11 protein-coding genes are annotated in these 16,124 nt (G+C 60.9%); 9 read left to right on the top strand and 2 right to left on the bottom strand.

The window, feature by feature from the left end:
* Positions 1 to 3: 3 nt before the first annotated feature.
* Entirely contained in the window at positions 4 to 1,494 is a 1,491-nt protein-coding gene (locus PMI26_RS17120; RefSeq protein ID WP_033047791.1) for a leucyl aminopeptidase, read from the bottom strand.
* 434 nt (positions 1,495 to 1,928) lie between these two features.
* Between PMI26_RS17120 and lptF the strand changes: the two genes are divergently transcribed.
* The 8 genes from lptF (at position 1,929) to pdxJ (ending at position 10,355) form a co-directional block, all read left to right on the top strand.
* Positions 1,929 to 3,047, top strand: a complete 1,119-nt coding sequence (gene lptF / locus PMI26_RS17125; protein ID WP_007973965.1) for an LPS export ABC transporter permease LptF — start codon at positions 1,929 to 1,931, stop codon at positions 3,045 to 3,047.
* Entirely contained in the window at positions 3,040 to 4,101 is a 1,062-nt protein-coding gene (gene lptG / locus PMI26_RS17130) for an LPS export ABC transporter permease LptG (protein ID WP_007973964.1), read from the top strand. Before lptF ends, lptG begins: the two co-directional genes overlap by 8 nt.
* A 171-nt stretch (positions 4,102 to 4,272) precedes the next feature.
* Complete coding sequence (lepA, locus tag PMI26_RS17135; protein WP_007973962.1) at positions 4,273 to 6,072, top strand: translation elongation factor 4; 1,800 nt, start codon at positions 4,273 to 4,275, stop codon at positions 6,070 to 6,072.
* A gap of 5 nt (positions 6,073 to 6,077) precedes the next feature.
* A complete protein-coding gene (gene lepB, locus PMI26_RS17140; RefSeq protein ID WP_007973961.1) occupies positions 6,078 to 6,932 on the top strand; it encodes a signal peptidase I in 855 nt (284 codons plus the stop codon).
* 185 nt (positions 6,933 to 7,117) lie between these two features.
* Positions 7,118 to 7,807: a ribonuclease III gene (gene rnc, locus PMI26_RS17145; protein WP_007973960.1), complete on the top strand. Its 690-nt coding sequence runs from the start codon at positions 7,118 to 7,120 to the stop codon at positions 7,805 to 7,807.
* On the top strand, positions 7,800 to 8,702 hold the full coding sequence (gene era / locus PMI26_RS17150; protein ID WP_007973959.1) for a GTPase Era: 903 nt from the start codon (positions 7,800 to 7,802) through the stop codon (positions 8,700 to 8,702). The genes rnc and era overlap by 8 nt, the downstream gene beginning before the upstream one ends.
* Positions 8,703 to 8,874: 172 nt before the next feature.
* Positions 8,875 to 9,558, top strand: coding sequence for a DNA repair protein RecO (gene recO / locus PMI26_RS17155; protein ID WP_007973958.1), 684 nt, complete (start codon positions 8,875 to 8,877; stop codon positions 9,556 to 9,558).
* A 50-nt stretch (positions 9,559 to 9,608) separates the two neighbouring features.
* Positions 9,609 to 10,355 (top strand): pyridoxine 5'-phosphate synthase, encoded by a 747-nt coding sequence (pdxJ, locus tag PMI26_RS17160; protein WP_007973957.1) that lies wholly within the window; start codon positions 9,609 to 9,611, stop codon positions 10,353 to 10,355.
* Positions 10,356 to 10,478: 123 nt separating this feature from the next.
* On the opposite strand, the gene mltF is transcribed toward pdxJ, so the two are convergent.
* The gene (gene mltF, locus PMI26_RS17165; protein ID WP_033047785.1) at positions 10,479 to 11,939 is read right to left on the bottom strand and encodes a membrane-bound lytic murein transglycosylase MltF; all 1,461 of its coding nucleotides are present in this window, start codon (positions 11,937 to 11,939) and stop codon (positions 10,479 to 10,481) included.
* 285 nt (positions 11,940 to 12,224) lie between these two features.
* On the opposite strand from mltF, the gene purL reads away from it, so the two are divergent.
* Positions 12,225 to 16,121 carry a phosphoribosylformylglycinamidine synthase gene (purL, locus tag PMI26_RS17170; RefSeq protein ID WP_007973954.1) on the top strand — a complete coding sequence of 1,299 codons (3,897 nt, stop codon included), beginning with the start codon at positions 12,225 to 12,227 and terminating at the stop codon, positions 16,119 to 16,121.
* Positions 16,122 to 16,124: the final 3 nt, after the last annotated feature.

Genomic DNA, 16,124 nt, shown 5'->3' with positions numbered 1-16,124 from the left:
GTTTCAGGCTTTGGCGCGGTCCAGCAGGTATTGGGTCAGCAAAGGAACCGGACGGCCAGTGGCGCCCTTGTCCTTGCCGCCGCTGGTCCAGGCGGTGCCGGCAATGTCCAGGTGCGCCCAGTTCAGGTTCTTGGTGAAGCGCGACAGGAAGCAGGCGGCGGTGATGGTGCCGGCTTTCGGGCCGCCAATGTTGGCGATGTCGGCGAACGGGCTGTCCAGCTGTTCCTGGTACTCATCGAACAGCGGCAGTTGCCAGGCGCGGTCGTCGGCAGCCTTGCCGGCGCTCAGCAGTTGGCCGATCAGTTCGTCGTTGTTGCCCAGCAGGCCCGAGGTGTGGGAGCCCAGCGCAACGATGCAGGCGCCTGTCAGGGTGGCGATGTCGATCACGGCTTGTGGCTTGAAGCGCTCGGAGTAGGTCAGTGCGTCGCACAGCACCAGGCGGCCTTCGGCGTCGGTGTTGAGGATTTCGACGGTCTGGCCGCTCATGGTAGTGACGATATCGCCAGGACGCGAAGCGTTGCCGCTCGGCATGTTCTCGGCGCAGGCCAGGATGCACACCAGGTTGATCGGCAGCTTCAGTTCCAGCACGGCACGCAGGGTGCCGAACACGCTGGCGGCACCGCCCATGTCGTACTTCATTTCATCCATGCCGGCGCCTGGCTTGAGGCTGATGCCGCCGGTGTCGAAGGTGATGCCTTTACCGACCAGCGCATACGGCTTCTCGGATTTCTTGCCGCCGTTGTATTGCATGACGATCAGGCGTGGCGGCTGGGCGCTGCCCTGGCCTACGGCGTAGAACGAACCCATGCCCAGCGCCTTGATCTTCTTCTCGTCGAGGACTTCGACTTTCAGATCCTTGAATTCCTTGCCCAGGTCTTTCGCCTGCTCGCCGAGGAAAGTCGGGTGGCAGATGTTCGGCGGCAGGTTGCCCAGGTTACGGGTGAAGGCCATGCCGTTGGCGATGGCAGTGGCGTGGGTCACGGCGCGCTGCACTTCGGCCTGGGCGGCCTTGATGGTCAGCAGGGTGATTTTCTTCAGGGCGCGGGGTTCGGCTTTCTGGCTCTTGAACTGCTCGAAGCTGTATTCGCCGTCCACCAGGGTTTCAGCCAGCAGGCGGGTCTTGCCGTAGCTGTCGCGGCCTTTGACCACGATTTCGTCGAGAGCCAGTACCGCGTCGCTGCCGCCCAGGCCCTTCAGGGTGTTGAGGATGCCGGCGATGATCTTGCGGAACGGGCGGTCACCCAGTTCGTCGTCCTTGCCAACGCCCACCAGCAGCACGCGCTCGGCCTTGAGGTTCGGCAAGCTGTGCAGCAACAGGCTCTGGCCAACCTTGCCGGCCAGGTCGCCGCGCTTGAGCACTGCGCTGATCGCGCCGCCGCTCAGTTCGTCGAGTTGTTTGGCAACGGCACCGAGCTTGCGGCCTTCGCCGACGGAGACCACGAGAGTGGCGGTCTTCAACGTTTCCGGGTTGACGCTTTTTACAACCAGTTCCATGTCCGGGTCCCTGAATTGATGGTTATCACGCATGCACCCGACACCTTATGTGCGTCGATTGCTTATATAAAGAAAGGCGCCAGGATCGACCGGCGACAAAGGCCGCAGTTTGAACCTCGCTACCGGCGGCTGACAACCCTCGGTTGTACGATCTTCATGGAATTGACGGCCCTGTTGTAGGAGTGAGCCTGCTCGCGAAGAACCCGAGACCACCGCGGGGCTTCAGGCTCCCCGCGTTATCATTGACGACCATCGTCGGAACGCCGCCCGGAGCTGTCACGCCCCTACACCCTGCGCCCCAACGCATTGCGCAGTGACAGGCGCACCCAATCACAGGATAATGCGCCATCTTTTTTCGGCGGCTCTGTCTTGCGGGCCGTTCGATACGTTTGCTTGTTTGGCCGCCTTAGCCTGACAACCCTGGAGTGTCTGGTTTGATCGTCTTCCGTTATCTGTCCCGCGAAGTCCTGTTGACCTTGAGCGCCGTCAGCGCCGTGCTGCTGGTCATCATCATGAGCGGTCGCTTCATCAAATACCTCGCCCAGGCGGCCTCGGGCCTGCTGGATCCGGGGTCGCTGTTCCTGATCATGGGCTTTCGCCTGCCGGGGTTCCTCCAGTTGATCCTGCCGCTGGGGCTGTTTCTCGGGATCCTGTTGTCCTACGGGCGGCTGTACCTTGAAAGCGAAATGACCGTGCTCTCGGCTACCGGCATGAGCCAGCAGCGGCTGGTCTGGATGACGATGTTTCCTGCCACCCTGGTTGCACTCGTTGTCGCGTGGCTGAGCCTGAGCCTGGCGCCACAAGGGGCCAATCAGTTTCAGTTGCTGCTGAACAAGCAGGATGCCCTCACCGAATTCGATACCCTGGAGCCGGGGCGCTTCCAGTCCCTGCGTGACGGCACCCGGGTCACCTATACCGAGCGCATGTCGGATGATCGCGTGAACCTGGGCGGTGTGTTCATCTCGCAAAAGAACATCAGTTCCAACAACAAGGATCGCGGAATTTCTGTGCTGGTGGCGGAAAAGGGGCGTCAGGAAATTCGTCCGGACGGCAACCGCTATCTGATCCTGGACAACGGCTATCGTTATGACGGCAGTCCGGGTCAGGCCGACTACCGGGCGATCAAGTACGACGAGTACGGTGTATTGCTGCCAAAGCCGGAAGTCAGCGACGAAGTCACCGACCGTGACGCGATGCCGACCAGTATGTTGATCGGCAGTGAAGACATTCGCATGCGCGCCGAATTGCAATGGCGCATATCACTGCCGTTGCTGGTGTTCATCGTGACCTTGATGGCGGTGCCACTGTCGCGGGTCAACCCGCGTCAGGGTCGATTCCTCAAATTGCTGCCGGCGATTCTTCTCTATATGGCTTACCTGACCATTCTGATTGCCGCCCGTGGTGCCCTCGACAAGGGCAAGATCCCCGCAGTGTTGGGCTTGTGGTGGGTGCACGGGATTTTCCTGGCCATTGGGCTGGGCCTGCTCTATTGGGAACCCTTGCGCTTGATGAGGGCGAGTCGCCGCAGCGCGCTGGAGGTGGCCCGTGGTTAAGCTGGATCGCTACATTGGTAGCAGCGTGTTCATGGCGATTCTGGCGGTGCTCGGGATCATTCTTGGTCTGGCGACGCTGTTTGCCTTCATCGACGAGATGAGTGAAGTCAGCGACACCTACACCCTGGTCGATGCGCTGAGTTATGTGTTGTTGACCGCTCCGCGCCGGATGTACGAAATGCTGCCAATGGCCGCGCTGATCGGTTGCCTGATCGGCCTGGGCAGTCTGGCCAGCAACAGTGAATTGACGATCATGCGCGCCGCTGGCGTGTCGATCGGCCGGATCGTCTGGGCGGTCATGAAGCCGATGCTGGTATTGATGCTGGCCGGCTTGCTGATCGGCGAGTACGTCGCTCCGCCCGCTGAAACCACTGCGCAGGCCAATCGCTCGCTGGCCCAGGGCAGCGGCGATGCACAAAGCGCCAAGCACGGTTTGTGGCACCGCCAGGGCGATGAGTTCATTCACGTCAACTCGGTGCAGCCTAACGGCATCCTGTATGGCGTGACCCGCTACCGTTTCGACAACGAGCGGCACATGCTGTCGGCGAGTTTCGCCAAGCGCGCCGAGTTCGACACGGATCACTGGCAGTTGACGGACGTCACGACCACGCTGTTCCACGAGCGCAGCACTGAAGTGGTGTCGACCCCGGTCGAGCGTTGGGGCGTGGCCTTGAGTCCGCAATTGCTGAGCACGGTTATCATGGTGCCAGAGTCGCTGTCGATCAGCGGTCTGTGGGGTTATATCCACTACCTGGCAGACCAGGGGTTGAACAACAGCCGTTACTGGCTGGCATTTTGGGTCAAGGTGTTGCAACCGCTGGTGACCGCCGCCCTGGTGTTGATGGCGATTTCCTTCATCTTTGGTCCGCTGCGGTCGGTAACCCTGGGGCAACGGGTGTTCACCGGTGTGCTGGTGGGCTTCACCTTCCGCATCGTTCAGGATCTGCTGGGCCCTTCGAGCCAGGTGTTCGGCTTCCCACCATTGCTTTCGGTGTTGGTGCCGGCGGGTATTTGTGCCGTGGCCGGGCTCTGGCTGTTGCGCCGGGCCGGTTGATGGCGGGCTTTTTCCGAGCGCTTTGACGATAAAAAACGCCCTTGTCGCAAGACCGGGGCGTTTTTGTAGGTGCCGTCTGACCTGCGAACGTGACGCTTGTGCCGTGGATCAGGTACAATTCCCGGCTATTTTTCGGCGGGCTATGCCTGCAGCCTTTTTGAGTGTTGATCCGTGAGTGATTTGAGTCATATCCGCAATTTCTCCATCATCGCCCACATTGACCATGGCAAGTCGACGCTGGCCGATCGCTTCATCCAGATGTGTGGCGGCCTGGCCGAGCGCGAAATGGAAGCCCAGGTCCTGGACTCCATGGACCTCGAGCGCGAGCGCGGGATCACCATCAAGGCGCACAGCGTTACTCTGTATTACAAAGCCAAAGACGGTATCAACTACCAGCTGAACTTCATTGACACCCCCGGCCACGTTGACTTCACCTACGAAGTCAGCCGTTCGCTGGCGGCCTGTGAAGGCGCGCTGCTGGTGGTCGACGCCGGTCAGGGCGTTGAAGCGCAGTCGGTTGCCAACTGCTACACGGCGATCGAACAGGGCCTGGAAGTGATGCCGGTGCTGAACAAGATCGACCTGCCACAGGCCGACCCGGAGCGCGTCAAGGAAGAAATCGAAAAGATCATCGGTATCGATGCCACCGACGCGGTCACTTGCTCTGCCAAGACCGGCCTGGGCGTCGATGAAGTGCTCGAGCGCCTGGTGACCACCATTCCGGCGCCGACCGGCAACATCGAAGATCCGCTGCAAGCGTTGATCATCGACTCCTGGTTCGACAACTACCTGGGCGTTGTCTCCCTGGTGCGCGTACGCCACGGCCGCGTGAAGAAGGGCGACAAGATCCTGGTCAAGTCCACCGGCAAGATCCACCTGGTGGACAGCGTCGGTGTCTTCAACCCGAAACACACCCCGACCGTTGACCTGAAGGCCGGCGAAGTGGGCTTCATCATCGCCAGCATCAAGGACATTCACGGTGCGCCAGTGGGCGATACCCTGACCTTGAGCTCGACGCCGGACGTCGACGTGCTGCCGGGCTTCAAGCGCATTCAGCCGCAGGTGTACGCCGGCCTGTTCCCGGTCAGCTCCGACGACTTCGAAGACTTCCGCGAGGCGCTGCAAAAGCTCACCCTCAACGATTCGTCGCTGCAATACACGCCGGAAAGCTCCGACGCCCTGGGCTTCGGCTTCCGTTGCGGCTTCCTCGGCATGCTGCACATGGAAATCATCCAGGAGCGCCTGGAGCGCGAGTACAACCTGGACCTGATCACCACGGCGCCGACGGTAATCTTCGAGCTGCTGCTCAAGACTGGCGAGACGATCTACGTCGATAACCCGTCGAAGCTGCCGGACCTGTCTGCCATCGAAGACATGCGCGAGCCGATCGTGCGTGCCAATATTCTTGTGCCGCAAGAGCACCTGGGCAACGTCATTACCCTGTGCATCGAAAAACGCGGTGTACAGGTCGACATGCTGTTCCTCGGCTCTCAGGTACAAGTGACCTACGACTTGCCGATGAACGAAGTGGTGCTGGACTTCTTCGATCGTCTGAAGTCCACCAGTCGCGGCTATGCTTCTCTGGACTACCATTTCGATCGTTACCAATCGGCCAGCCTGGTGAAACTGGACGTGCTGATCAACGGTGACAAGGTCGACGCCCTGGCGCTGATCGTGCACCGTGACAATTCGCACTACAAAGGTCGCCAGTTGACCGAGAAAATGAAGGATCTGATTCCGCGGCAGATGTTCGATGTGGCAATCCAGGCCGCCATTGGCGGGCAGATTGTGGCGCGGACAACCGTCAAGGCGCTCAGAAAGAACGTATTGGCCAAATGCTACGGTGGTGACGTCAGCCGTAAGAAAAAGCTGCTGGAAAAGCAAAAGGCCGGTAAGAAACGCATGAAGCAGGTCGGCAACGTGGAAATTCCACAGGAAGCCTTCCTTGCAGTGCTCAGGTTGGATAGTTAGGTCCTATGTCACTAAATTTCCCGCTGTTGCTGGTCATCGCCGTATTTGTCTGCGGCCTGTTGGCGTTGCTCGATCTGTTGATCCTGGCCCCGCGTCGGCGTGCCGCCATCGCTTCCTATCAGGGCAGCGTCAGCCAGCCTGACATGGTCGTGGTCGAGAAGCTGAACAAAGAGCCGCTGCTGGTCGAATACGGCAAGTCGTTCTTCCCGGTGTTGTTCATCGTGCTGGTGCTGCGTTCGTTCCTGGTGGAACCGTTCCAGATTCCTTCCGGTTCGATGAAGCCAACCCTGGATGTCGGCGACTTCATCCTGGTGAGCAAGTTTTCCTACGGGATCCGCTTGCCGGTGATCGACAAGAAAGTTATCGAAGTCGGTGATCCGCAGCGCGGCGATGTGATGGTATTCCGCTACCCGAGCGATCCGAACGTCAACTACATCAAGCGTGTGGTTGGCTTGCCGGGCGACACGGTTCGCTACACCGCCGACAAGCGTCTGTTCGTCAACGGTCAATCGATTGCCGAGCAACTGGTGGGCTCCGAGCCGGGCACGCTGGGCAGCGCCGAGCTCTACAAGGAAAAACTCGGCGCCGCCGAGCACATGATCCGTAAGGAGATGAGTCGCTACCGCGCCATGCCGGACCATTCGTGGACCGTGCCGGCCGGGCACTACTTCATGATGGGCGACAACCGCGACAACTCGAACGACAGTCGCTACTGGGATGACCCGAGCATTCCCAAGGATCTGCTGGGCATGGTTCCTGACAAGAATATCGTCGGCAAGGCCTTCGCGGTCTGGATGAGCTGGCCGGAACCCAAACTCAGTCACCTGCCGAATTTCTCGCGGGTTGGCCTGATCAAGTAATCAAACACGGCGCTGTTGAACACAGCGCCGAATGCATTTCTGGAACCTGAAGAAGGTGACGGAAAAAGCATGAAGCCAATGATATTCAGGACGTTATTTTTGAACACAGCGTTAATTGTCCCAAGCCTGCGCCGCCTCACGGCGATGGCAGTGCAATCGAACCACGAACTCAGCGTGGGTAAACCGTGAGCGTCTCCTTAAGCCGTCTTGAGCGTCAGCTCGGCTACACCTTCAAGGATCAGGAACTGATGGTCCTGGCCCTGACTCACCGCAGCTTTGCCGGGCGTAACAACGAGCGCCTGGAATTCCTCGGTGATGCCATCCTCAACTTCGTCGCCGGCGAGGCGTTGTTCGAGCGTTTCCCGCTGGCCCGCGAAGGCCAGTTGTCGCGTTTGCGCGCACGCCTGGTGAAAGGTGAGACCCTGGCCGTACTGGCCCGTGGTTTCGATCTGGGTGAGTACCTGCGTCTGGGCTCGGGCGAGCTGAAAAGCGGCGGTTTCCGTCGCGAGTCGATTCTGGCCGATGCCCTGGAAGCGCTGATCGGTGCGATCTACCTCGATGCCGGCATGGAAGTGGCCCGCGAGCGTGTGCTCGCCTGGCTGGCCGGAGAGTTCGAAGGCCTGACGCTGGTCGACACCAACAAAGATCCAAAGACCCGCCTGCAAGAGTTCCTGCAGTCCCGTGGTTGTGAGCTGCCGCGTTACGAAGTGGTGGATATCCAGGGTGAGCCGCATTGCCGGACGTTCTTCGTCGAATGCGAAATCATCTTACTGAATGAAAAAAGCCGAGGTCAGGGTGTGAGCCGTCGTATTGCCGAACAGGTAGCGGCCGCCGCAGCACTGATTGCCCTGGGTGTGGAGAATGGCAATGACTGATACAAACGCAACGCGCTGTGGCTATGTTGCCATCGTCGGCCGTCCGAACGTGGGCAAGTCCACGCTGCTGAACCACATCCTGGGTCAGAAGCTGGCGATCACCTCGCGCAAGCCGCAAACCACCCGTCACAACATGCTCGGTATCAAGACCGAGGGGGACGTGCAGGCGATCTACGTCGACACCCCCGGTATGCACAAGGGTGGCGAGAAGGCCCTGAACCGCTATATGAACAAGACTGCTTCGGCGGCGTTGAAAGACGTCGACGTGGTGATCTTCGTGGTCGACCGCACCAAGTGGACCGAAGAAGACCAGATGGTGCTCGAGCGCGTCCAGTACGTGACCGGCCCGCTGATCGTGGCCCTGAACAAGACCGATCGCATCGAAGACAAGGCCGAGCTGATGCCGCACCTGAGCTGGTTGCAGGAGCAGCTGCCGAATGCGCAGATCATCCCGATTTCCGCGCAGCACGGGCACAACCTCGATGCACTGGAGCGGGTGATTGCCGAGCACTTGCCGGAAAACGATCACTTCTTCCCGGAAGACCAGATCACGGACCGCAGCAGCCGTTTCCTCGCCGCCGAGCTTGTGCGCGAGAAAATCATGCGCCAGATGGGCGCCGAGCTGCCGTACCAGATCACCGTTGAAATCGAAGAGTTCAAGCAGCAGGGCAAGACCCTGCACATCCATGCCTTGATCCTCGTCGAGCGCGATGGCCAGAAGAAAATCATCATTGGCGACAAGGGCGAGCGCATCAAGCGTATCGGCACCGAAGCGCGCAAGGACATGGAGCTGCTGTTCGACTCCAAGATCATGCTCAACCTGTGGGTTAAGGTTAAGGGCGGCTGGTCCGATGACGAGCGTGCGCTGCGTTCGTTGGGTTACGGCGACCTGTAATACGTTTTTCGGATCAACAACGATCCCCTGTGGGAGCGGGCTTGCTCGCGAAGAGGATGTAACATTCAGCAGTGATGTTGGCTGTTACGCCGCCTTCGCGAGCAAGCCCGCTCCCACATTGTTTTTGGGCTGTTTGTAAAACTGCGTTTCTTCATTGAGATCTGCGATTTCCATGTCCCAACCCATCGCCCAACCTGCCTACGTCCTCCACTCCCGCGCCTACCGTGAAAACAGCGCGCTGGTGGATTTCCTGACGCCGCAAGGCCGGCTGCGGGCGGTGTTGCGCAGTGCGCGGGGCAAGGCCGGGACGCTGGCGCGGCCATTCGTGCCATTGGAAGTCGAGTTCCGGGGCAAGGGTGAGCTGAAGAACGTCGGGCGCATGGAAAGTGCCGGTGTTTCTACCTGGCTCAATGGCGAGGCGCTGTTCAGCGGTCTTTACCTCAATGAACTGCTGATTCGCCTGTTGCCCGCTGAAGATCCGCTCCCCTCGGTGTTCGATCATTACGCCGCCACCTTGCTGGCCCTGGCTGAAGGTCGACCCCTGGAGCCCTTGCTGCGCTCCTTCGAATGGCGTTTGCTCGATGACCTCGGCTACGGGTTTTCCCTGACGACTGATATTCACGATCAGCCCATCGCACCGGACGGCCTCTACCGTTTGCAAGTGGATGCGGGACTGGAGCGGGTCTACCTGCTGCAACCGGGTCTGTTCAACGGCACCGAACTGCTGGCCATGGCTGAGGCCGACTGGTCTGCCCCTGGCGCTCTGTCTGCCGCCAAGCGCTTGATGCGCCAGGCGTTGGCCGTACACCTGGGTGGCCGTCCACTTGTCAGTCGCGAGCTGTTTCGCAAGCCCTGATCACACCGTATGCTGTGCACCGAACTTTCTCTTCTTCTGGAGCGCTTTCCGTGACCACCAGCACCCGTATTCTTCTTGGCGTGAACATCGACCACGTTGCCACCCTGCGTCAGGCCCGGGGCACCCGTTATCCGGATCCGGTCAAGGCAGCGCTGGACGCGGAAGAGGCGGGCGCTGACGGCATCACCGTGCACCTGCGCGAAGACCGCCGGCACATTCAGGAACGCGACGTTCTGGTGCTCAAGGACGTGCTGCAAACCCGCATGAACTTCGAAATGGGCATTACCGAAGAAATGATGCAGTTCGCCGAACGCATACGCCCGGCGCACATTTGCCTGGTGCCGGAAACCCGTCAGGAGCTGACCACCGAAGGCGGACTGGATGTGGCGGGGCAGGAAGCGCGGATCAAGGCGGCGGTTGAACGCCTGTCGAAGATCGGCTCCGAAGTGTCGCTGTTCATCGACGCCGACGAGCGTCAGATCGAAGCCTCGCGCCGTGTTGGCGCCCCGGCCATCGAACTGCACACCGGGCGTTATGCCGATGCCGAGACACCGACCGAAGTCGCCGAAGAACTCAAGCGTGTCGCCGATGGCGTGGCCTTCGGCCTGGCCCAGGGGTTGATCGTCAATGCCGGGCATGGCCTGCATTATCACAACGTTGAAGCCGTGGCGGCGATCAAGGGCATCAACGAGCTGAACATCGGGCATGCGCTGGTGGCCCATGCGTTGTTCGTTGGCTTCAAGTCGGCGGTGTCGGAGATGAAGGCGCTGATTCTGGCGGCGGCTGCCAAGGCTTAAATCCAACACAAAACCCTGTGGGAGCGAGCTTGCTCGCGATAGCGGTCTGACAGACACAATCGATGTGACTGAAAGGGCCTCATCGCGAGCAAGCTCGCTCCCACATTTGTTTGGTGGTGGCTGTCAGAGCGGCGCCGGCTCTTGAGCCGGCTTGCTCTTGTCGATCCCCGGCACAAGCAGTTTGCCCTCGGCGACCTGGTCGCCTTCAAGCTGCGGCTGGGTTACCCAGGTCAGGATGTCGTAGTAGCGACGGATGTTCGCCACGAAATGCACCGGTTCGCCGCCACGGGCGTAGCCGTAACGGGTCTTGCTGTACCACTTCTTCTCGGACAGGCGCGGCAGGATCTTCTTCACGTCCAGCCATTTGTCCGGGTTCAATCCTTCCTTGGCCGCCAGTTTGCGTGCGTCGTCCAGATGACCGCTGCCGACGTTGTAGGCGGCCAGGGCAAACCAGGTGCGGTCCGGTTCCTGGATCGAGTCGTCGAGCTGGTCCTTCATGTAGGCCAGGTACTTGGCGCCGCCCATGATGCTTTGTTTCGGATCGAGGCGGTTGGACACGCCCATGGCCTGCGCGGTGTTCTGGGTCAGCATCATCAGGCCGCGCACTCCGGTCTTGGACGTGACGGCCGGTTGCCACAGGGATTCCTGATAGCCGATGGCCGCCAGCAGGCGCCAGTCGACTTTCTCTTTCTTGGCGTACGACTTGAAGTGCTGTTCGTACTTGGGCAGGCGTTGCTGCAAGTGTTGGGCAAAGGTGGTGGCGCCCATGTAGCCGAGCACGTCGACGTGCCCGTAGTAACGATCCTTGAGGCGTTGCAGGGTGCCGTTTTTCTTGACCTTGTCGAGGTAGTCATTGATTTCGTTGAGCAGGCTGTTGTCGTCGCCCAGCCCTACGGCCCAGCTCTGGTTGCTGGCGTCACCGAGGTCGAAGGCGACCCGGATGTTGGTGAAGTACACCTGGTTCATCGCGACTTCGTTGGAGTCGACCAGCGTCAGGTCGATCTGGCCTTCGTCGACCATGCGCAGGAGATCGACGACCTCGACTGCGTCAGACTCTTCGTATTCGATGCCGGGAAATTTCTGTTTCAGCTGCGCCAGCTGTTCGGCGTGGGTGCTGCCCTTGAGCACCATGATCTTCTTGCCCACCAGGTCCTTGGCGTCGGTCGGCCGTGACTGGCCGTTGCGGTAGATGACCTGCGGGGTGACTTCCAGATAGGAGTGCGAGAAGCGCACCTGCTTCTTGCGTTCTTCGCTGCTGACCAGGCCGGCCGCCGCCAGCACCGGGCCGTTGGGCTTGCCGACCTGATTGAACAGGTCATCGAGGTTGTCGGCGGTCTCGATCTTGAGCTCGACCCCCAGATCGTCGGCGAAGCGCTTCACCAGCTCGTATTCGAAGCCGGTTTCACCGTTGCGATCCTGAAAGTAGGTGGCGGGGCTGTTTCGGGTAACCACCCGCAGCACGCCATCCTCCTTTACGCGCTCGAGGGTGTTGGGTTTATCAACACAGGCACCGAGCATCAGGAAGAGTCCGGTTGCGATCAGCCATTTGGCGTACCGCGGACGCAAAGCCATTGGGAAAAACATCTGCGCAGTATACGCAAAGGACCACGGGCGCCATATCTCGACAGTGAAGGGCGAGTCTGCTAGAGATCACAAATTCGGCCGAAACCCCGCAGGAACGGGCCTTGTCTGGGTTTTGTTACAGTAAAAATAAGCTGTCGTCATACGCCCGGTTAACCTGACTTTCGGGGCAGAAACACAGATCGACACCCGAGTGCAACCGTGCGTAGCGTTTCGGGTGATGTCGCTGGCTGTTTAGGCTAGAATGCACGGCCTCAAAGCACACCCCTTCCCGAGGCTGTCCCGAAGATGTTGATCCTGCGCGGCGCTCCTGCCCTTTCCGCCTTTCGCCACAGCAAGCTCCTTGAGCAACTGAGCCAGAAGGTTCCGGCTGTCAGCGGCCTGTATGCTGAATTCGCTCACTTCGCCGAAGTTACCGGCGTCCTGACCGGCGACGAACAGCAGGTGCTCGCGCGCCTTCTGAAGTACGGTCCAAGCGTTCCGGTACAAGAACCGACCGGTCGTCTGTTTCTGGTGCTGCCGCGTTTCGGCACCATCTCGCCATGGTCGAGCAAGGCCAGCGACATCGCCCGCAACTGCGGCCTGGCGAAAATCCAGCGCCTGGAGCGCGGCATCGCGTTCTATGTGGCCGGCCAGTTCAGCGATGCTGAAGCCCAGTTGATCGCTGACGGTCTGCACGACCGCATGACCCAGATCGTGCTGGGCAACCTCGAACAGGCCGCCGGCCTGTTCAGCCACGCCGAACCGAAACCCCTGACCGCCATCGACGTGCTGGGTGGCGGCCGCGCCGCGCTGGAAAAAGCCAACACCGAGCTGGGCCTGGCCCTGGCCGAAGACGAGATCGACTACCTGGTCAACGCCTTCGTCGGCTTGAAGCGCAACCCGCATGACATCGAACTGATGATGTTCGCCCAGGCGAACTCCGAGCACTGCCGTCACAAGATCTTCAACGCCAGTTGGGACATTGATGGCCAGAGCCAGGAAAAAAGCCTGTTCGGCATGATCAAGAACACCTACCAGATGCACAACGAAGGTGTCCTGTCGGCTTATAAGGACAACGCTTCGGTGATCGTCGGCTCCGTGGCCGGTCGTTTCTTCCCGGACCCTGAAACCCGCCAGTACGGTGCGGTGCAGGAACCGGTGCACATCCTGATGAAGGTCGAGACCCACAACCACCCGACCGCGATTGCCCCGTTCCCAGGCGCATCCACCGGTTCCGGTGGCGAGATCCGTGACGAAGGCGCGACTGGTCGTGGCGCCAAGCCAAAGGCCGGCCTGACCGGTTTCACGGTGTCCAACCTGCAGATCCCGGGCTTCGAACAGCCGTGGGAAGTGCCGTACGGCAAGCCTGAGCGCATCGTTACCGCGCTGGACATCATGATCGAAGGCCCATTGGGCGGCGCCGCGTTCAACAACGAATTCGGCCGTCCGGCACTGACCGGTTACTTCCGTACCTTCGAGCAATCGATTACCACGCCACACGGTGACGAAGTTCGCGGCTACCACAAGCCGATCATGCTGGCAGGCGGCATGGGCAACATCCGCGAAGAACACGTCAAGAAAGGCGAGATCGTCGTCGGCTCCAAGCTGATCGTGCTCGGTGGCCCGGCGATGCTGATCGGCCTGGGCGGCGGCGCAGCTTCCTCCATGGCCACCGGCACCAGCTCGGCGGACCTGGACTTCGCTTCGGTTCAGCGCGAAAACCCGGAAATGGAACGTCGCTGCCAGGAAGTCATCGACCGTTGCTGGCAACTGGGCGACAAGAACCCGATCAGCTTCATCCACGACGTGGGTGCGGGCGGTCTGTCCAACGCCTTCCCGGAACTGGTCAACGACGGCGACCGCGGTGGCCGTTTCGAACTGCGCAACATTCCGAACGACGAGCCGGGCATGGCCCCGCACGAAATCTGGTCCAACGAATCCCAGGAACGCTACGTTCTGGCGGTCGGCCCGGCTGACTTCGAACGTTTCAAGGCGATCTGCGAACGTGAGCGTTGCCCGTTTGCCGTGGTCGGCGAAGCCACCGCCGAGCCGCAGCTGACCGTCACCGACAGCCACTTCGGCAACAGCCCGGTGGACATGCCACTGGAAGTGTTGCTGGGCAAGGCGCCGCGCATGCACCGTTCGGTGGTGCGTGAAGCCGAGCTGGGCGACGACTTCAATCCGTCGACCCTGAACATTGCCGACTGCGTCGAGCGCGTCCTGCATCACCCGGCCGTGGCGAGCAAGAGCTTCCTGATCACCATCGGCGACCGCACCATCACCGGCCTCGTGGCCCGTGACCAGATGGTCGGCCCGTGGCAGGTTCCGGTGGCCGACGTTGCCGTCACCGCCACCAGCTTCGACGTCTACACCGGTGAAGCCATGGCCATGGGCGAGCGCACTCCGCTGGCACTGCTGGACGCTCCGGCGTCGGGCCGCATGGCCATCGGCGAAACCCTGACCAACATCGCGGCCTCACGCATCGGCAAGATCTCCGACATCAAGCTGTCGGCGAACTGGATGTCCGCTGCCGGTCACCCGGGCGAAGACGCGCGTCTGTACGACACCGTGAAAGCGGTCGGCATGGAACTGTGCCCTGAGCTGGGCATCACCATTCCGGTGGGCAAGGACTCGATGTCCATGGCCACGCGCTGGAACGATGAAGGCGTGGACAAGTCCGTCACGTCGCCGATGTCCCTGATCGTGACCGGTTTCGCGCCAGTGACTGACATCCGTCAGACCCTGACCCCGCAACTGCGCATGGACAAGGGCACCACCGACCTGATCCTGATCGACCTGGGCCGCGGCCAGAACCGCATGGGCGCCTCGATCCTGGCACAGGTCCACGGCAAGCTCGGCAAGCAGGCGCCGGACGTCGACGACGCAGAAGACCTGAAGGCCTTCTTCGCCGTGATCCAGGGCCTCAACGCCGACGGTCACCTGCTGGCTTACCACGACCGTTCCGACGGTGGTCTGCTGACCTCCGTCGTCGAAATGGCGTTCGCCGGTCACTGCGGCCTGAGCCTGAACCTGGACGGTCTGGCGGAAACCTCCGCCGATATCGCTGCCATCCTGTTCAACGAAGAACTGGGTGCCGTGATCCAGGTTCGGCAGGACGCCACCCCGGACATCCTCGCGCAGTTCAGCGCTGCCGGCCTGGGTGATTGCGTGTCGGTGATCGGTCAGCCGATGAACAACGGCGAGATCAGCATCACCTTCAACGGTGACACCGTGTTCGAAGGCCAGCGTCGTCTGCTGCAGCGTCAGTGGGCCGAGACCAGCTACCAGATCCAGCGCCTGCGTGACAACGCCGACTGCGCCGAGCAAGAGTTCGACGTGCTGCTGGAAGAAGACAACCCTGGCCTGAGCGTCAAGCTGAGCTACGACATCAACCAGGACATCGCCGCGCCTTACATCAAGAAAGGCATTCGCCCACAGGTTGCCGTGCTGCGTGAGCAGGGCGTCAACGGTCAGGTGGAAATGGCGGCGGCGTTCGACCGCGCCGGTTTCAACGCGATCGACGTGCACATGAGCGACATTCTGGCCGGCCGTGTCGACCTGAACGAGTTCAAGGGCATGGTCGCTTGCGGCGGCTTCTCCTACGGCGACGTATTGGGTGCCGGTGAAGGCTGGGCGAAATCCGCGCTGTTCAACAGCCGTGCCCGCGATGCGTTCCAGGGCTTCTTCGAGCGCAGCGACAGCTTCACCCTCGGCGTGTGCAACGGTTGCCAGATGATGTCCAACCTGCACGAGCTGATCCCGGGCAGCGAGTTCTGGCCGCACTTCGTGCGCAACCGTTCCGAGCAGTTCGAAGCCCGTGTTGCCATGGTGCAGATCCAGGAGTCGAACTCGATCTTCCTGCAGGGCATGGCCGGTTCGCGCATGCCGATCGCCATCGCCCACGGCGAAGGTCATGCCGAGTTCGCCAGCGAAGAAGCACTGCTGGAAGCCGATCTGTCCGGTTGCGTGGCGATGCGTTTCGTCGACAACCACGGCAAGGTCACCGAAAGCTACCCGGCCAACCCGAACGGCTCGCCGCGCGGGATCACCGGTTTGACCAGCCGCGACGGCCGCGTGACCATCATGATGCCGCACCCGGAGCGTGTGTTCCGCGCCGTGCAGAACTCGTGGCGTTCCGATGACTGGAACGAAGATGCACCGTTGATGCGCATGTTCCGTAATGCTCGCGTGTGGGTTAACTGATAG

Source organism: Pseudomonas sp. GM33, assembly GCF_000282295.1.
GTDB classification, from domain to species: Bacteria; Pseudomonadota; Gammaproteobacteria; order Pseudomonadales; family Pseudomonadaceae; genus Aquipseudomonas; species Aquipseudomonas laurylsulfatiphila.
Note: the sequence above shows the minus strand (reverse complement) of the source record. Positions and strands in the feature narration are given on the sequence as shown.

Bases quoted from the DNA above. Each gene is read 5' to 3' on its own strand.
- era (WP_007973959.1), top strand. From the start codon at position 7,800: ATGACTGATACAAACGCAACGCGCTGTGGCTATGTTGCCATCGTCGGC.
- recO (WP_007973958.1), top strand. From the start codon at position 8,875: ATGTCCCAACCCATCGCCCAACCTGCCTACGTCCTCCACTCCCGCGCC.
- lepB (WP_007973961.1), top strand. From the start codon at position 6,078: ATGTCACTAAATTTCCCGCTGTTGCTGGTCATCGCCGTATTTGTCTGC.
- PMI26_RS17120 (WP_033047791.1), bottom strand. From the start codon at position 1,494: ATGGAACTGGTTGTAAAAAGCGTCAACCCGGAAACGTTGAAGACCGCC.
- purL (WP_007973954.1), top strand. From the start codon at position 12,225: ATGTTGATCCTGCGCGGCGCTCCTGCCCTTTCCGCCTTTCGCCACAGC.
- mltF (WP_033047785.1), bottom strand. From the start codon at position 11,939: ATGTTTTTCCCAATGGCTTTGCGTCCGCGGTACGCCAAATGGCTGATC.